Origin of the sequence: Bacillus sp. MSP13 (assembly GCF_000815295.1) — a bacterium.
Lineage (GTDB): Bacteria > Bacillota > Bacilli > Bacillales > Bacillaceae > Bacillus > Bacillus vallismortis.
In genome coordinates, this window is sequence record NZ_JXAQ01000007.1 from 111897 (window position 1) to 127904 (window position 16008).

General features: G+C 45.1%; 18 protein-coding genes and 1 other annotated feature. Of the genes, 2 read left to right on the forward strand and 16 right to left on the reverse strand.

Going from position 1 to position 16008, the window contains the following annotated elements:
* From araQ to SC79_RS08710, 10 genes are all read right to left on the reverse strand, one after another.
* A complete protein-coding gene (gene araQ / locus SC79_RS08665) occupies positions 1 to 846 on the reverse strand; it encodes an arabinose ABC transporter permease AraQ (protein WP_039074711.1) in 846 nt (281 codons plus the stop codon).
* Entirely contained in the window at positions 847 to 1788 is a 942-nt protein-coding gene (locus tag SC79_RS08670; RefSeq protein WP_010329722.1) for a carbohydrate ABC transporter permease, read from the reverse strand.
* A 35-nt stretch (positions 1789 to 1823) separates the two neighbouring features.
* Positions 1824 to 3125: an ABC transporter substrate-binding protein gene (locus tag SC79_RS08675; RefSeq protein ID WP_039074712.1), complete on the reverse strand. Its 1302-nt coding sequence runs from the start codon at positions 3123 to 3125 to the stop codon at positions 1824 to 1826.
* Between the two features lie 30 nt (positions 3126 to 3155).
* Positions 3156 to 4340 carry a sn-glycerol-1-phosphate dehydrogenase gene (gene egsA / locus SC79_RS08680; protein ID WP_039074713.1) on the reverse strand — a complete coding sequence of 395 codons (1185 nt, stop codon included), beginning with the start codon at positions 4338 to 4340 and terminating at the stop codon, positions 3156 to 3158.
* The gene (locus tag SC79_RS08685) at positions 4337 to 5155 is read right to left on the reverse strand and encodes an HAD-IIA family hydrolase (RefSeq protein ID WP_082022624.1); all 819 of its coding nucleotides are present in this window, start codon (positions 5153 to 5155) and stop codon (positions 4337 to 4339) included. Before SC79_RS08685 ends, egsA begins: the two co-directional genes overlap by 4 nt.
* Positions 5133 to 5822 carry an L-ribulose-5-phosphate 4-epimerase gene (gene araD, locus SC79_RS08690; protein WP_039074715.1) on the reverse strand — a complete coding sequence of 230 codons (690 nt, stop codon included), beginning with the start codon at positions 5820 to 5822 and terminating at the stop codon, positions 5133 to 5135. Before araD ends, SC79_RS08685 begins: the two co-directional genes overlap by 23 nt.
* Before the next feature lie 13 nt (positions 5823 to 5835).
* Positions 5836 to 7521, reverse strand: coding sequence for a ribulokinase (gene araB / locus SC79_RS08695; protein ID WP_039074716.1), 1686 nt, complete (start codon positions 7519 to 7521; stop codon positions 5836 to 5838).
* Positions 7522 to 7536: 15 nt separating this feature from the next.
* Complete coding sequence (gene araA, locus SC79_RS08700) at positions 7537 to 9027, reverse strand: L-arabinose isomerase (protein ID WP_039074717.1); 1491 nt, start codon at positions 9025 to 9027, stop codon at positions 7537 to 7539.
* Positions 9028 to 9343: 316 nt separating this feature from the next.
* On the reverse strand, positions 9344 to 10312 hold the full coding sequence (locus tag SC79_RS08705; protein WP_039074718.1) for a glycoside hydrolase family 43 protein: 969 nt from the start codon (positions 10310 to 10312) through the stop codon (positions 9344 to 9346).
* A 155-nt stretch (positions 10313 to 10467) separates the two neighbouring features.
* The gene (locus tag SC79_RS08710; protein ID WP_039074719.1) at positions 10468 to 11553 is read right to left on the reverse strand and encodes a M42 family metallopeptidase; all 1086 of its coding nucleotides are present in this window, start codon (positions 11551 to 11553) and stop codon (positions 10468 to 10470) included.
* Positions 11554 to 11735: 182 nt separating this feature from the next.
* On the opposite strand from SC79_RS08710, the gene SC79_RS08715 reads away from it, so the two are divergent.
* Positions 11736 to 12128, forward strand: coding sequence for a hypothetical protein (locus SC79_RS08715; RefSeq protein ID WP_039074720.1), 393 nt, complete (start codon positions 11736 to 11738; stop codon positions 12126 to 12128).
* 16 nt (positions 12129 to 12144) lie between these two features.
* Here SC79_RS08715 and SC79_RS08720 read toward each other — a convergent pair whose 3' ends face one another.
* The 4 genes from SC79_RS08720 to infC are packed head-to-tail and all read right to left on the reverse strand — an operon-like array spanning position 12145 to position 13594.
* Positions 12145 to 12414, reverse strand: a complete 270-nt coding sequence (locus SC79_RS08720; protein WP_010329714.1) for a DUF1294 domain-containing protein — start codon at positions 12412 to 12414, stop codon at positions 12145 to 12147.
* A gap of 54 nt (positions 12415 to 12468) precedes the next feature.
* The gene (rplT, locus tag SC79_RS08725; RefSeq protein WP_010329713.1) at positions 12469 to 12828 is read right to left on the reverse strand and encodes a 50S ribosomal protein L20; all 360 of its coding nucleotides are present in this window, start codon (positions 12826 to 12828) and stop codon (positions 12469 to 12471) included.
* A 31-nt stretch (positions 12829 to 12859) separates the two neighbouring features.
* Complete coding sequence (gene rpmI, locus SC79_RS08730) at positions 12860 to 13060, reverse strand: 50S ribosomal protein L35 (protein ID WP_003184267.1); 201 nt, start codon at positions 13058 to 13060, stop codon at positions 12860 to 12862.
* Positions 13061 to 13072: 12 nt separating this feature from the next.
* Complete coding sequence (infC, locus tag SC79_RS08735; protein ID WP_082022621.1) at positions 13073 to 13594, reverse strand: translation initiation factor IF-3; 522 nt, start codon at positions 13592 to 13594, stop codon at positions 13073 to 13075.
* Between the two features lie 58 nt (positions 13595 to 13652).
* Positions 13653 to 13783, reverse strand: a sequence feature (ribosomal protein L20 leader region).
* Between the two features lie 338 nt (positions 13784 to 14121).
* Here infC and SC79_RS08740 point away from each other — a divergent pair.
* The gene (locus SC79_RS08740; protein WP_039074721.1) at positions 14122 to 14760 is read left to right on the forward strand and encodes a hypothetical protein; all 639 of its coding nucleotides are present in this window, start codon (positions 14122 to 14124) and stop codon (positions 14758 to 14760) included.
* Positions 14761 to 14789: 29 nt separating this feature from the next.
* Here the strand turns inward: SC79_RS08740 and lrgB are convergent, their stop codons facing one another.
* Positions 14790 to 15485, reverse strand: coding sequence for an antiholin-like protein LrgB (lrgB, locus tag SC79_RS08745; protein WP_039074722.1), 696 nt, complete (start codon positions 15483 to 15485; stop codon positions 14790 to 14792).
* A 20-nt stretch (positions 15486 to 15505) separates the two neighbouring features.
* The gene (gene lrgA, locus SC79_RS08750; protein WP_039074723.1) at positions 15506 to 15946 is read right to left on the reverse strand and encodes an antiholin-like murein hydrolase modulator LrgA; all 441 of its coding nucleotides are present in this window, start codon (positions 15944 to 15946) and stop codon (positions 15506 to 15508) included.
* Between the last annotated feature and the right edge of the window lie 62 nt (positions 15947 to 16008).

Below are 16008 nucleotides of genomic sequence, written 5' to 3' on the forward strand. Positions count from 1 at the left end.
TTAACCTTTGACTCCCCCTACTGTCAGGCCGGAGATAAAGTATTTTTGGAAAAACAAGAAAATAATAATTACCGGCAAAATCGCAAATACTGAGCCGGATATCAGCATGTCATAGTTGTTGCCGTAAGGGCTCAACAAGCTGGACAGCCCAATTGGAAGCGTAAACATTTCTTTCGAACGAAGCACAATCAACGGCCACAAGAAGTTGTTCCAGCTGTTTAAGGACTGGAGGATAATCATCGCGCCGAAAGCCGGTTTCATCAGCGGCGCCATAATCCGGAAAAAGATGCCGAATTCCGTACAGCCGTCCATCCTTGCAGAGTCCAGCAAATCTTTTGGAAGACCGAGGGCATACTGCCTGAAAAAGAAAACAGCTACCGGTGAAACGATGAATGGCAGGATCACACCCGTATACGAATCGATCAAGTGCAATCCGACGGTCAGCTTAAACAACGGAAGCATCATTACTTCAAGCGGGACCATCATAATAATCAGCACAAGAACAAAGATGATGTTTCTGCCCTTAAATTCGTAAACCGCAAGCCCATACCCAATCATCGAAGAAAAAAACAGAGTGAGCAGGGTCGTCAAAATTCCAAGCACAAGACTGTTAAAAAACCACTTGAAATAAATACTGCCGCCATTAAACAGAAATGTGTAGTTATCTAAACTCATCACTTTTGGATCAATATCAACATTCAGCCCTATACGCAAAAGCTCAGATGACGGCTTTAATGATCCTAAAAGCAAACAGAAAATCGGAAAAATATACAATAGGCTCAGCATGATAAAAAACAGGGTAAGCGCGATTTTGTAAACGCTGTACTGAGGACTGTGCCGCAACATTTATCCCTCCCCCTTAAACGAGCCTGACAGCTTTAACGAAATCAGGCTGACAACAAGTATCACAATCAAAAGCACAATGCCGATGGCCGCTCCATATCCCATCTCGTTGTAGGCAAGCCCCTGCTGGTACAAATATCCGACAAGCGTCAAGCCGATATTACCCGGGGAATTATTTTGCCAAAGGACGTAGCTTTCCTCAAACATCCTGAATCCGCCGATGATGCTGATGGTTAGCACATAAACCGATACAGGCTTGAGAAATGGCAGCGTAATGTGCCGGAATTTTTTCATCGTATTCGCGCCGTCAATATCGGCGGCTTCGTACAGCTCTTTCGGCACATTTTGCAAACCGGCCATAAAGTAAAGGATGTTGATTCCCATCCATCTCCACGAAGCAAGCAGCACCATTAAAAACATGCCGGTATGTTCATTGTTCATCCAGTTCTGAGGTGAAAAGCCGAGTTTAAGTAAGATGGAATTGGCCAGCGACGTTTCCATTTCTCCGAAGATCAGCCGAAATATGATCCCAGCCACAATGGTAGAAGTCAAAGCCGGAATGAATAGCGCTGATTTGAATATATTTCTGAATTTGACCAGCTTTGAATTCAGGAATATGGCCAGCAGCAATGGGACTGGAATCAGCACAATCAGTGTCCAAAAGGTGTATTCCAGTGTATTCCAAAGGGCGGTATAGAACGTCGGATTGTTTAGCGCAGTGTAATTGGACAATCCGACAAACGTCACCTCTCCCGGCAATATTCTTTGAAAGCTCATGATGAAGACGCTAATGATGGGGTATAAAAAAAATACGAGAAAAGATAAAATGAATGGCGCTGTAAACAGATAGGGCGCCGCTTTTTTCGAATAAAATAGATCTCGCCAGCCTGATTGTTTTGCAGCTGAGGGAACGGGATGAACCGTTCCCGTTTTCACAGGTTTCATGAGAACCTCCCCGCTTTCACTTTTTGAATGGGATTCTATTTCTTTTTCAGTTCACCTGCCGCTCTGTCCAAGGCTTGCTTAGGCGTTTTTTGCTGAGATTTAAGTGCGTCGAACAATACGCTTCTGTTGACAAGGTCTGAAGCCTTGGCAAAATCCTCATGTAAATAAATTGGATTGATTTCATCCTTGATATCGAGCAGCATAGTAAAAATGCCTGTTCCGTTTTGGAAGTAATCCGTGTATTTGTTTTTCTCCTTCAATTCCTGAGAGCTCCAGACATCCCAGCGAAGCGGGTCAAACCCGAGTACGCTCCAAAGCTTTTTGTTTCCTTCTTTAGAGCCCTTCGCAAAGGCCAAAAACTCTTTTGCTATTTCAACATGCTTGGACTGCTTCGGAACAACAGTTGCCGTACCGCCCAAACCTGCCGAACGGTCGCCCCCCTCTTCCCAAGCCGGAAGCGGCCGGATGGCAATCTTTCCTTTTAAATCAGGCATATAATCTAAAAATCTTCCCATATACCAAATCGGCATCAGAACAGACGCTGCTCCGCCTTGGTTCATAAAGCCGTAATATTCTTCACTGTGATGCCCGCCGCCTGGTGCGGCATTCATCGTTTTATCATTAATCATGTCCTTTAAAAATTGAATTGTTTTTACATTGGTGTCATTATTGAGGATCAGCTTGCCGTTTTTATCAAAATAACCTGAGTTTTGCTGTGAAATCATGGATAAGAACGTTGCGGAATCATTGGTTTCCACCGTTCCCATCGGCTTTCCGGTCACTTTGCGCACTTTCTGCCCGGCTTTATGATAATCATCCCATGTTTTGATATCATCAGGATTGACACCGGCTTTTTTCATCACATCCATGTTATAAAACATAACTGTCGTTCCTACATGAGTGTCCAGCCCGTACAGCTTGCCGTTTTTGCTGTACAAGGTAAGCCGCGCCTCAACGAATTTATCGCGGTCCTTTTCAATCAGCGGAGTCAAATCCGCAAGCGGTATGTCAGAGCCCTTCAAAAAGTTTGAAAAACGGGCCAATTCGACATCGGCAATATCCGGGACACCTTCTCCCGCAATTAAGGAGATAGACAAGTTATCGTGCATTTGTCCATATGGATAAACGACCGTATTCAGTTTAATTTTGCGGTCAGGATATTTTTTGTTCCATTCCTTCATCATTTCTACATAAAACTGCTCATGAAGTCCGTTAAATGTCCAAAAGGTCAGCTCGGTTTCACCCGATTTCCCGGATGATCGTTCTGCCGAACACCCAGCAATGAATAATGTCAGCAGCATCATGAGCACAAAAAAACAGGCAGTCATTTTTTTCATTTGCGTTACCCCTTCCATTCGAGGTGCAGGCTATTCATATAGACCATGATTGATCAGCGTTTTGTTTTCATTAATGATTCTTAATCCGGTGCAGCGGTCTCTTAAGGTGTGAGCGTTTCTGAAGGCATTCTTGACGGAATCCTGCCCGACACCTATTTCGTCAAAAAACGCAGGGCCTCCGGCTGATCTCAGCCAACCGGCGAGCACTTCTCCTTTGGGAAGCGTTTCATAAGCTGTTTGAATGGCATGCCTCCGGCGCGGAGAAAATTCGTTCAGCCCGTCATCCTGAGCGAGCTTTCTGTATGTGTCAGTTAATAACACAGCGGCACAGCCCACCTTTGCCCCGTGAAGAATCTGAGGCCGGTTTTTCTTCATTAATTCCATCTCAATCCAATGGGAAATGTGATGCTCTCCGCCAGATGCCGGGCGGGAATGATCTAAAGCCAGCATGACAAGACCCGATACAATTAAAGATTCCATTAAAACCTGTATGCCTGTTTCCGTTTTCATCGCAATGTCTTCTGTATGTGCGATACAGGCTTCCAGCGCCTCCTGAACGATCTTAGCCCCCGTTGGAGAATAAGGCTCGCCGGCAAGGTGGCGGGATATTTCCCAATCAGCTAAAGACGTGATTTTCCCGAGCATGTCGCCAAATCCAGCCGCCACCATTGTCCGGGGTGCCGCTTTTAATAGATCCAGATCAGCGAACAGCGCGGACGGGGCCTTCGTTTGGATGGTTGTTTTCGTCCCGTATAAAATAAGCGGCGCCCCTGCTGACGTAAATCCATCTACAGATGGAGCAGTCGGATAGGATATAAACGGCAAATCCCTCTGAAACGCTGCAAAGCGGACGATGTCATGAATCGTGCCCGAACCGACCGCGATCATGAGATCCGTTGTTTTTTTCGTATGGATCAGCGCATGAATGAGCGAGCGTTCATCAGCTGTCACATCTCCGGCTTCATTTTCCGGAATGATCAGGCACTCCGCCTGAAATCCTTCTTGATGCAAGCGGTTTTCCAAATCGCTTCCCGCAATACGATGTGTATTCGAGTCGCAGACAAGGACAATCTGTTTGTTGTTTTTACTTTTTACATAATCCAATAGCGAATCAGCTGCTTGTTTGCCGATAACAATTTCTTCAACTTCTATAGGAAGTGTCTTTTCTCCGGCGATTTCAAAAGCTTGCTCAACGTCAGCTGCGATACGATTCATAAGAGAATCCCCTCCTCAGCCAATTTGGTTATATCCTTAATGGATTCCAACACATAATCCGGCGTGTACAAACGCTGTTCACCCGGTTTCGCAGAACCAGTAAGAACTAAGGCGCTTTTCATGCCATAAAGCTTTCCCATCGCAATGTCAGATTCAAGGCTGTCTCCGATAATCATGCATTCATGCGCGGACAGCCCCATTGCTGTGCAGGCAGCCTCCGCCATCAGCCACGACGGTTTTCCGACAACTAGCTCTGTTTTCGCTTGAGCAGAAGCCTCTATCGCCCCGATCATCCCGGCCACATCGATGGCATTGCCATCTTCGTCCGGAAAAGAGCGGTCTTTGTTCGTAGCCATGATACGAGCGCCGCCGGCGGCAGCTTGAAAGGCCTGGTTTAAATCTTTGTACGTGAGCGTTTCATGAAGGGAGATCACCAGCCAATCCGCTTCCTTTGGCTCGTTCGCGTGCTGGACACCGGCCAGACTTATCTCGTCTGCCAAACCTTGTTCTCCAAGCACCCACACCTTTGAAAAACGATAATGTTTTTTCAGAAAAGCCGCTGTGACACTTGACGACAGAACAATATCGCTTACGTCCGCTTCAATCCCCGCGCCGAGAAGTTTTTTTCTGCACATGGCACGGGAGATATTTCCCCGGTTGCTCAGAAAGACGATTTTCTTCCCCATTCCCCGAAGCGTACTAATCGCTTCTCTTGCCCCTTCAATCAACTCATTTCCTCTGAATACAGTACCATCCAAGTCAATCAAAATGCCGGCCGGTGACACAACGGGATCATGACTGGCCATAATACGCATTTGCTCCGTGTTTTCGATAAAAATGCTTTTCATGAAGGACTGTATTGATTGGGTTTACATCCTTGTTCAGCATAACGGAGTGATAGGCCATTTCCGCAACCGTTTCTAATACAACTGCGTTATGAATGGCATTTAAGGCGTCCGTGCCCCAGCAGAACGGGCCGTGATTATTCACGAGTACACCCGGAACTTGTTCGTAGTTATGGTGCTGAAAAGTTTCAGCTATGACTTTTCCTGTATTCAGTTCGTAGTCATGAATGATTTCTTCATCGTACATTTCTCTTGTACACGGAATCGCGCTGTCAAAATAATCAGCATGGGTCGTGCCTAAAGGCGGTATGTCTCTGCCCGATTGCGCCCAGCTTGTCGCCCATTGAGAATGGGTATGGACAATTCCCCCGATGTTCGGAAAGGCTTTATACAAATAAACATGAGTAGGTGTATCTGAAGAAGGCTTGAGCGAGCCTTCGACGACCTCTCCTTCAAGGTTCAAAACAACCAAGTCATCAACTGTCAGATCGCTGTATTCGACTCCGCTTGGTTTGATGACAATTCTTTCTTTCTCACGGTCAATGCCGCTGACATTTCCCCACGTAAAGGTTACCAGCTGATGCTCTTGAAGCTTCAGGTTTGCAGCCAGCACTTCTTTTTTTAATGTTTCAAGCATGCTCCATCACCCTTCATGAATTCTTTTTGGCGGCAGATGAAAATTGAAGATTTTTGATTGTTTTCAGACGCTTCATGACATGGTTTTCTTTTCCGAAGTAGTGAACCAGCTCTTTATATTCAGCGTACAATTTTTCATACACCGCGGCGTTTTCGGCGTTTGGCGTATAAGATATATCTTTCATTTTTCCCATGTGCGCCGCTGCCTCTTTGATGTCATCGTATCCGCCGTTTTCTTTACCGGCCGCAAGCGCGCCGAAAATGGCAGATCCTAAGGCAGGGGCTTGCGGAGAACCGGAGATTTTAATGTCCATGTTTGTCACATCCGCATAAATCTGCATGACAAACGGGTTTTTCTCGGCAATTCCGCCGGCTGCGTACAGCTCCTCAATCGGAACCCCGCTTTCTTTGAACGTTTCGATAATCATCCGTGTTCCGTAAGCTGTCGCTTCAACTAACGCTCTATAAATCTCTTCAGGCTTCGTCAGCAGCGACATGCCAAGCAACATTCCAGTTAAATCAGCATCAACAAGAGTTGATCGGTTTCCATTCCACCAATCTAAAGCAAGCAGGCCGCTTTCACCCGGCGCTTGAAGGTTTGCTTTCTCACTCAGCAGCTCATGAATGCCAATGTTTTTTTCCTCTGCTTCCTCTCGATACGCTTGCGGGACACATGTTTTTACAAACCAGTCAAAATGATCGCCGACACAGGACTGCCCTGCTTCATATCCCGCGTAGCCCGGAAGAATTCCGTTGTCCACGACACCGCACATACCGGGCACGATATGTACGTCTTCGCCTAGAAGCACATGGCACGTTGAGGTTCCCATAATCATCAGCATTTTCCCTGGCTCTGTAATGCCGACCGCTGGTACGGAAACATGAGCGTCCACATTTCCAACCGCGACAGCTATCCCTGGAAGAAGGCCTGTCAGATGGGCCATTTTTTCAGTCAGTCCTCCGGCTCTTTCCCCTACTGAATGAATAGAACCCGCTAATTTGTCATTTGTAATCGTTTTCATTAAAGGATTTAATTTGCCAAAGAATTCATCTGACGGATATCCCGCTTTTTCACTCCAAATCGCTTTATATCCTGCTGTACAATTACTTCGTTTGAGCGAGCCGCACAGCTGGTACACGATCCAGTCTGCAGCCTCGATGATCCGGTCAGCCGCTTCATAAATGTGCGGCGCTTCTTCCGCAATCTGCATGACCTTAGGAATCATCCATTCTGATGAAATCTTCCCTCCGTACCGCTGTAAAAAAGCCTCTCCTTCTTCTTCAGCAATTTGATTCAGCCGATCAGCGTGTTTTTGGGCCGCATGGTGCTTCCAAAGCTTCACATAGCTGTGCGGCTCCTCTTCATATTCCGGCAGCATGCATAACGGCTGTCCTGTACGGTCAACCGGCAGGATCGTACATGCCGTAAAATCAATTCCGATCCCGATGATGTCTTTCGGTTCAACACCCGTCTGTTCGAGTAGAGCCGGAATAGTCGTTTCCAAGACTTCCAGATAATCAGCCGGATCTTGAAGCGCCCAGTCCCGCGGCAGCTTATGACCCGTTTTTGGAAGAACGGTGTCAATGACAGCATGTCTGTATTCTTTTACAGCAGCCGCCAGTTCCTCCCCTGTTTCGACATGAACGAGCACCGCTCTTCCTGATAAAGTTCCAAAATCAACCCCTATAGTGTAAGCCAAGTGAATTGCCCCTTTCTACTTTTGAAGCCGGTAAAGCGCCTCGTTCCATTTTAATTCGTGTTTCAGCTTGTGAATTGTCGTATCACGGGAAATGAAAACACTTTCGATCCCCGCCATTTCCGCCCAATCGAGCATTTGCTCCGCTGTTAGTTCATAAGACAAGCAGGTATGGTGTGCGCCGCCGGCTAAAATCCATGCCTCGGCTGCTGTTTTCAATGATGGCTCCGGCTTCCAGAGAACACGGGCGACCGGCAGATTCGGCATCTCTTTTTCAATTTCCTGTCCATTGACCTCATTTAACACAAGGCGGAAACGCCCTCCGATATCAACAAGGCTTGCTTGAATGGCTGAACCGCTGATGCCGTTAAATACAAAACGCGCAGGGTCCTCCTTGCCGCCGATAGAAAGCGGGTGAACCTCGATTTTCGGCTGATCCAAAGCGACAGTCGGACACACTTCCAGCATGTGCGAGCCTAGAATCATTTCATTTCCAGGTTCAAAATGGTACGTATAATCTTCCATGAAGGACGTTCTTTTTCCTACAGCCATGATTTTCATCATCCGTACAAGAGCCGCTGTCTTCCAATCTCCTTCGCCGGCGAACCCGTAGCCCTTCTCCATCAGGCGCTGAACGGCAAGCCCCGGGAGCTGTTTCATTCCATGCAGCACTTCAAACGATGTTGTAAAAGCTGAGTATCCGCCTTGTTCAAGAAAAGCGGTTAAGCCAAGTTCAATTTTCGCCTGTTCTTTAATCGACGCTACCTTTGCTTCGTCACGTTTTGTTTCCTCACTGATCACATAGAGACGGTCATACTCCGCATAGAGCGTGTCAACTTCATCGTCCGTAATGCGGTTCATCACTTCGACAAGGTCTCCGATGCCATATCCGTCAACCTGCCAGCCGAATTGAATATGCGCTCCTACCTTGTCTCCGTCTGTTACCGCGACGTGACGCATGTTATCTCCGAATCTGGCAACCTTAATATGTCTGCTTTCATTTAATGCAGCCGCCGTATTCATCCACTGGGATATTTCTTTCTTCACTTCTTCATCATCCCAATAGCCGGCAACGACTTTTCGGCTCAGCCCCATTCGCGAGTTGATATAACCGTATTCACGATCGCCATGTGCGGATTGGTTGCTGTTCATAAAATCCATGTCAATCGTACCCCAAGGGATATCGCGATTATATTGAGTATGCAGATGCATAAGCGGTTTTTGATAAGAGGAAAGACCCTCAATCCACATTTTTGCGGGAGAAAATGTGTGCATCCATGTAATGATGCCGGCGCATGTCTCACTGTACTCCGCTTCTCTTAACAGCTGTCTGATGGTTTCTGGTGAAGTGACGACAGGCTTGTGAGTGATTTTATATCTGGACGAAACCCCGCTGAGCCCCTCACAAATGCTTTTCGCATGCTGATCGACCAGCTCTAGCGTCTCTTCCCCGTATAGGTGCTGGCTGCCTGTCACAAACCAGAATTCATAATCCTTTGTCTGAAGCATGTAAACTGCCCCTTTCTTCCTATAGTAAAACGCTTTCAATTACCTAAACAGATACGGACTAATAACAACAAATAAACTATTAACAATTAATTTGTACGAACAACTTCATTATATTAGTAGGTTTATTTACTGTCAATCATTTTTGTATTCTTTTACAAAAAGAAATAATTGGTTACAAGGTTTTCAGGTGAAAAAACGTGCTCTTACATCTATGATTGCTCCGTCAATTCATCTTCCGATTTCGCTTTCCATTAGAAAAAGCCCTGATGTATCAGGGCTAAACAAAGAGAATAAGATGTGAACGATTGGCTTTATCTTAATAAGACGGCCAGCCTGAACTCCAATTCAAATCATTGATTAACATCTTTGGAATTCCGTTGTCTTTTGCATCATAAGCATGGCGCACGAGTATGTTCCCGTTTACGATATCCTGTCCGCCCGGCCCTTTCCACTGTTCATTGCCGGCATCCAGAATCGTACCTCCTCCATCCATCATGCTTCTACCGTTTCTGTCTACATAAGGACCTGTAATATTTTTCGATCTGCCATAAGCAATTTTGTACGTACTATTTACGCCTTGACAGCATTTATCGAATGAAACCATTAAGTAATAGTAGCCATTATTGTATGTTAATGTAGGGGCTTCCAGAGCGCCGCCGTTATTTGGTCTGGCTGCTATTGAATATAATGAACCAGTTGGTTTCATCGTAGATTTATTTAATTTTGTTAATTTAATTCCGCCCCAAAATGAACCGAATGCAAGCCAAGGATTTCCATCTTTATCAATGGTTAATTCAGGATCAATGGCATTATAATTATTGGCACTTGTTGACCGAGTAACTAGCCCTTCATCCTTCCAGTTGCCCGAACTGAGATTAGTAGCTGAAGCAAGGCCAATTAAAGAGGTATTGCTTCCAAACGAAGAAACAGAATAGTAAAGCCAGTACTTTCCGTTGTAATATGACACATCCGGAGCCCATTGGTTTCGTTCAAAATTAGGCACGTATTGGCGCCACCATGATAAAGGACTGGTGAAAATGGATTTTTGAACTCTCCATACCCCGTTGCTGTCCGCTTTCAGTACACGAAGTCCGTTTTCCTCTGTAAGCCCCGTCCCGAAGGCATACCAAGTATTTCCTTCCTTTGCCATCGTCGGATCATGCAGAAGCTCATTCGATGCCCCCCAAAAAGCGGCTGATGCCGGTAAAGCGGACAACATTAAAGCACCAGCTGTTAAAGCTGCACAAGAAAAACGCAATAACCCAGAAAACGCTTTCTTTTTCATGTTCTTCAAATCCTCCTTTTTTTGAGATATAGAAAACTCGTCTATCATCCAGACTAGCACATATTTTCTATATATACCCTTATTGTAGGGCTGCTTATTGAATTTGTACAGACAAAAAAATAGAATCCGCCTTTTATAGCGGATTCTATTGATTTTTATTCGTATGTGATCTGGTCAACTGTCTTTTGGTCTAATTTCTTAATCACTTCTGTAATTAATTTGACCGCATTTTCATAATCATCACGATGCAGCATAGCCGCGTGTGTATGAATGTAGCGGGTTGCAATGGTAATGGACAGCGCAGGAACACCATTTGCCGTCAAATGGATGGCTCCCGAATCCGTTCCGCCGCCGGCAATGGCATCAAATTGGTACGGAATGCCAGCTTCCTCCGCCGTAGCCACAACGACATCCCGCAAACCTTTGTGAGAAACCATGGATGCATCATATACGATAATCTGCGGTCCTTCGCCCATTTTACTTTGCGCTTCTTTCTCAGAAATCCCAGGTGTGTCCCCTGCTATTCCTACATCAACACCAAACGCAATATCAGGCTGAATGGTGTAAGCTGCTGTTTTCGCCCCTCTCAAGCCGACTTCTTCCTGCACGGTACCCACGCCATACACAATGTTTGGATGGGCTGTGTTTTGTAAATTTCTTAACACATCAATGGCAATCGCACAGCCGATGCGGTTGTCCCACGCCTTCGCCAAGAGGAATTTTTCATTGTTCATGACTGTAAATTCAAAATGAGGAACGATCATATCTCCCGGAAGCACGCCCCATTCCAAGGCTTCTTCTCGGCTTGAAGCTCCAATATCAATAAACATCTCTTTTATTTCCACTGATTTTTTTCTTGCTTCAGGAGATAAAATATGAGGCGGCTTTGAGCCGATAACCCCTGTGATTTCCCCTTTTTTTGTCACGATGGTGACACGCTGGGCCAGCATTACCTGAGCCCACCAGCCGCCAACGGTTTGGAAACGGATAAAGCCTTTATCAGTGATTTGTGTCACCATAAAGCCGACTTCATCCAAATGACCGGCGATCATAATTTTCGGGCCGTTCTCCACACCTGTTTTTTTGGCAATTAAACTGCCCAGCCGATCCGTAGTCACCTCATCAGCAAATGGTTCTATGTATGATTTCATCACTTGCCTTACTTCTCTTTCATTGCCCGGTATGCCTTTTGCATCTGTTAAATCTTTCAGCATGGTCAGTTGTTCATCTAATTTTGCCATGTTCCAAAAACCTCCTTCTTGTCCTGCATTCTTATTATACAAAACCTGACGCTAACCATACGACTATTTCACTTGAAAATCGGGTATATGTTTTTAGAACTTTTCTTTTAAAAAAGTGAAACCTTTTTCTGTTCTCTTCGTATTACATCAGATCATCACAATAAGGGAGGTGCCTTCACCCAATGTTTACCATGGTTCTAAGGCTGATATTGCTTGCACTTTTTGCTTATTGTATTTATGCTGCAGTCAAATATGTCGCCAGTCCAAAGAGAAGGCTCAAACTGGCCCAATCAAAAGAACTTTTTTATATTATCGATGAACAGAACAATGCCCGAAAGAACTTTCAACTGACGTATAAAGGCGTGCTTTTTGAGGGAGAAAAGCATATTCCTTCCAAAGATCATCCGCTGTTTATCCATACCATTTTTGTTTGGACAGAATCTCCTGAGAAGCTGAGGCATTTCTCTGCAAAAGATTTCAAGAAGATTGAAGAAAAAGTGCTGGAACGATATCCGAATTGCAAGATTGACTGGGACCAGCCCATTAAACTCATAAAAAAAGCAGAAGAGCGCTAAAACGCTTTTCTGCTTTTCATAAATCAAACGGGCTGTAATAAATGCCGATCAAGATCGCTTCAATGACCAGAAGAAGCGGGACTCCGTACTTAAAAGAGGCATGCTTCGTTTTATGTCTGAAGGTTTGCATGCCAAGCCAGACACCGAGAGCTCCAAACACGATCGCTATCAGCCACAGACTGTCTTCAGAAATTCTCCATTTGTGCTGCTGCGCTCTTCGTTTGTCAGCGCCCATCACCCAAAAACCGCACAGATTGATCAGCACCAAATAAACAGCAATACCCATGTTTCTCATCCTTTATATAAAAAAGCCGCTCTGCTGGAGAGCGGCTCTATGTGATTACTTGTTTAATTGAGCTTTAGCAGTATCAGCAAGCTGATTGAATGCAGTAAGATCGTTTACAGCAAGATCAGCAAGCATTTTACGGTTTACTTCGATACCAGAAAGCTTAAGACCGTGCATTAAACGGCTGTAAGAAAGACCGTTCATGCGAGCAGCTGCGTTGATACGAGTGATCCAAAGCTTACGGAAATCACGTTTTTTCTGACGACGGTCACGGAAAGCGTAGTTTCCAGATTTCATGACCTGCTGGTTTGCTACTTTGTATAATCTATGTTTTGAACCGAAATAACCTTTTGCTAATTTAAGAACTTTTTTACGACGCTGACGCGACACAGTTCCGCCTTTTACTCTTGGCATTAAATTTCCCTCCTAATTGTTCCTTGTCCGATTACTTGATGTTAGCAAGCTGTTGTTTGATGCGTTTGAAGTCTCCTGCGCTTACAACAGCACTCTTGCGAAGCTTACGCTTTTGCTTTTGAGATTTGTTGGCGAATAAGTGACTTGTATATGCGTGAGAACGTTTTAACTTCCCAGAACCTGTCTTTTTAAAACGTTTAGCAGATCCGCGGTGAGTTTTCATTTTTGGCATGGGATTTCCTCCTTATTGCTTTTCGTTTTTCGGCGCGAGCATTAAGAACATGCTGCGGCCGTCCATTTTTGGTTTTGTTTCGACAGTCGCAACGTCAGCACAAGCTTCAGAAAAACGGTCTAACACACGCTGGCCGATTTCTTTATGAGTGATTGCGCGTCCTTTAAAGCGGATAGAAGCTTTCACTTTATCGCCTTTTTCAAGGAATTTAATCGCATTTCGCAATTTCGTATTAAAGTCATGCTCATCGATTGTCGGACTTAATCTAACTTCTTTTAAGTTAATGATTTTTTGATTTTTGCGTGCTTCTTTGTCCTTTTTCTGCTGCTCGAATCGGAACTTACCGTAGTCCATAATGCGGCATACAGGCGGTTTTGCATTCGCTGCAACTAACACAAGGTCAAGATTTGCGCGGCCGGCGATTTCAAGTGCTTCCTGACGGGACTTGATTCCAAGCTGGTCGCCATTTTGTCCGATTAAACGGACCTCACGTGCACGGATACCCTCATTAACCAATTGATCTTTGCTAATAATGAGCCACCTCCATAGTTTCTTCGAATTGATTCACAACTCATTTTGACTGCATTTTGCAGGCAAACAAAAAGTGTGGGCATTATAAAACACCCACACTACGAACATCTGTATCAATAAAAATGCACGGTCAACCTGCCAACTACATGCGTGTGTCAATCAGGTGAGAAGCGGGTGCTTCTGCTTGTGATTTATATTCAATTCAATAACTATTCTACACAATGCCGGATCTTTAGTCAAGAACGACTTCTCCGGAACAACTTTTTCATTGTAACATGGGTTTTCTATGAGCGCAAGAGAGAAAAAGAAAATCTTTCATCCTCATCCAGATTGCAAAGCTTCTGATCCGCTCAGCCGTGCACCAAGTGTCCTATTGAATAAGCTTGCGTTCAGCCCTTGCGGTGCTTCATGACCAATCCCCTGAAATACTAAAATAGCTGATTTACTGCCCTCTTACCCAGTAACTTTCAGGAAAAAATGTAAAACAAAGTTAACACTGCCGATATAAGAAGTGGAAGGGAGTCCGACATATGAACAAATCGATACAGCTTGCTTTATTTTTCACAATGATAGTAACCGGTTGCTCGAATAGCAGCACATCTGCCGAACCAAAAGTGGCAGATGTTAAGACAACCCCGTTTCAGCAAGAGAAGCTAGAAAAAGAGCGGAAAAAACTAAAACCTGTTTCATTGGAAAGGACATTTGAAAGTCCGCTCGCTGCTGAATTAGGAAAGCGGAAAGCAAAAGAAGAGACAGAGAAACAAAGACAAATCGCGGCCGCGAAAAAACGTGAAAAAGAGCGAGAGGCGAAACGAAAGAAACAGCAAGAGGAAGAGGCGGAAAGACAGAGATTGGCAGAACAGCAGGCGGCAGCAGAGAGACAGCGGTTAGCGGAAGCGGAAAGACAAGCTGAGCTCGAAAGACAGCGGCAGGCAGCAAGACAAAAAGAGCGGGAAGCGCAGGCACAACGGCAGCAAACCGAGACACGCTCCTCTAATAGCGAACATGCACCGTCTTCTTCGAACCAGACAGATGATACCATTCACAAGCCGGCACCAGAGCTTCCTGATAACGGCGGCTATGGTTATGAAGAGCGAAAAAAGTGGCATGACGATCAAGTGGAATGGGGCATTAAACAAGGATATATCGATCCCGAAGACGCACCTTAAAAGAAAAAGCCAAGGCCGCGGGCCTTGGCTTATCCTCCGATCAGCTGCACGAACACAGGAATGACCAGAACCGTTACCACTCCAACTACAACAACCGCAATACTTGCCATCGCTGCTTCGACTTCTCCCATCTCGATCCCGACGGCTACACCGAGTGCATGTCCGGACGTACCGAGAGCCAATCCTTTAGAAATCGGATTCTTTACTTTAAACACCTTCAAGAACAATGCTCCGAGCGCATAAACAATAACAGCGTTAAAGATGACTGCGAAAGCTGTGATGTCGCTGATGCCCCCGATGTCTTTTGATAGAGGTAGCGCAATCGCCGTTGTAGCCGCCTGCGGAAGCATGCTTTTCATCACGGCCGCATCAAGATGAATGCCTTTTGCAAGCAGATAAACAATCGTGACAGAGCAGATAGAGCCGGCAATAATGGAGGATATGATTTGCCACCAGTATTTTTTCAGCTTATCTCTTTGTTTGTATAGAGGAATGGCAAAAGCGATCGTCGCCGGTTCAAGGAAAAACTTAACGATCTCTCCCCCGTTATTATAGTCCGCGTAGGAAAAACCGCCGATTTTTAAAAATGCGATCCCTAGCACCATAGCAACAAACAAAGGCGTGAAAAGGAAGAATCCTTTCGTTTTCTTAAATAAAAAAGTGCCGATGCCGAATGCAGCCAGTGATACGACAATTCCAAAATAAGGACTCATTGTGCTTTCCATCTGATGAACCTCCTGTTTCCTTAACGGTGAACGAGTTCGTTATTGTTCTGGGGATTTTGCACTGGTTTTGTTTTCATGTCCGCTGCGGATTTGCGTTTTCCGCTCAGCGAAAGAATCAGCTGAGAAAACAATCCTGTAGCCCCTAGCAAAATGATCGTTGCAAGCAGTATGACAAGGACAATTTGCAGGCCGTATTGCTGCATGACACCGAGCGAATTCATAACAGATATGCCTGACGGGACAAATAAAAATCCGATCAAAGAGGTTAAAGACGTTCCGAGCGTTTCTACTTGTTCCAGTTTAATCACTTTCAAACACAATAGAAGAAATAATAAGACCAACCCTACAACCGATGCCGGGATAGGTATTGGGACAATAGCAGCAATCATATTCGAAATCAGCATAATGACGGCAAAAATAAATGCTTGTGTTAAAAACCCGTACACTTTTTTAGCACTCATTTTCTTCACCTCTTTCTCTTTGGTACCCTCATTATAAATAAGAATTCCCCATTATGAAGCGC

What these genes read in the sequence shown, in the direction of transcription:
- araQ (WP_039074711.1), bottom strand. Translation starts at nt 846, where the DNA reads ATGTTGCGGCACAGTCCTCAGTACAGCGTTTACAAAATCGCGCTTACC.
- SC79_RS08670 (WP_010329722.1), bottom strand. Translation starts at nt 1,788, where the DNA reads ATGAAACCTGTGAAAACGGGAACGGTTCATCCCGTTCCCTCAGCTGCA.
- SC79_RS08675 (WP_039074712.1), bottom strand. Translation starts at nt 3,125, where the DNA reads ATGAAAAAAATGACTGCCTGTTTTTTTGTGCTCATGATGCTGCTGACA.
- egsA (WP_039074713.1), bottom strand. Translation starts at nt 4,340, where the DNA reads ATGAATCGTATCGCAGCTGACGTTGAGCAAGCTTTTGAAATCGCCGGA.
- SC79_RS08685 (WP_082022624.1), bottom strand. Translation starts at nt 5,155, where the DNA reads ATGCGTATTATGGCCAGTCATGATCCCGTTGTGTCACCGGCCGGCATT.
- araD (WP_039074715.1), bottom strand. Translation starts at nt 5,822, where the DNA reads ATGCTTGAAACATTAAAAAAAGAAGTGCTGGCTGCAAACCTGAAGCTT.
- araA (WP_039074717.1), bottom strand. Translation starts at nt 9,027, where the DNA reads ATGCTTCAGACAAAGGATTATGAATTCTGGTTTGTGACAGGCAGCCAG.
- SC79_RS08705 (WP_039074718.1), bottom strand. Translation starts at nt 10,312, where the DNA reads ATGAAAAAGAAAGCGTTTTCTGGGTTATTGCGTTTTTCTTGTGCAGCT.
- SC79_RS08710 (WP_039074719.1), bottom strand. Translation starts at nt 11,553, where the DNA reads ATGGCAAAATTAGATGAACAACTGACCATGCTGAAAGATTTAACAGAT.
- SC79_RS08715 (WP_039074720.1), top strand. Translation starts at nt 11,736, where the DNA reads ATGTTTACCATGGTTCTAAGGCTGATATTGCTTGCACTTTTTGCTTAT.
- SC79_RS08720 (WP_010329714.1), bottom strand. Translation starts at nt 12,414, where the DNA reads ATGGGTATTGCTGTTTATTTGGTGCTGATCAATCTGTGCGGTTTTTGG.
- rplT (WP_010329713.1), bottom strand. Translation starts at nt 12,828, where the DNA reads ATGCCAAGAGTAAAAGGCGGAACTGTGTCGCGTCAGCGTCGTAAAAAA.
- rpmI (WP_003184267.1), bottom strand. Translation starts at nt 13,060, where the DNA reads ATGCCAAAAATGAAAACTCACCGCGGATCTGCTAAACGTTTTAAAAAG.
- SC79_RS08740 (WP_039074721.1), top strand. Translation starts at nt 14,122, where the DNA reads ATGAACAAATCGATACAGCTTGCTTTATTTTTCACAATGATAGTAACC.
- lrgB (WP_039074722.1), bottom strand. Translation starts at nt 15,485, where the DNA reads ATGGAAAGCACAATGAGTCCTTATTTTGGAATTGTCGTATCACTGGCT.
- lrgA (WP_039074723.1), bottom strand. Translation starts at nt 15,946, where the DNA reads ATGAGTGCTAAAAAAGTGTACGGGTTTTTAACACAAGCATTTATTTTT.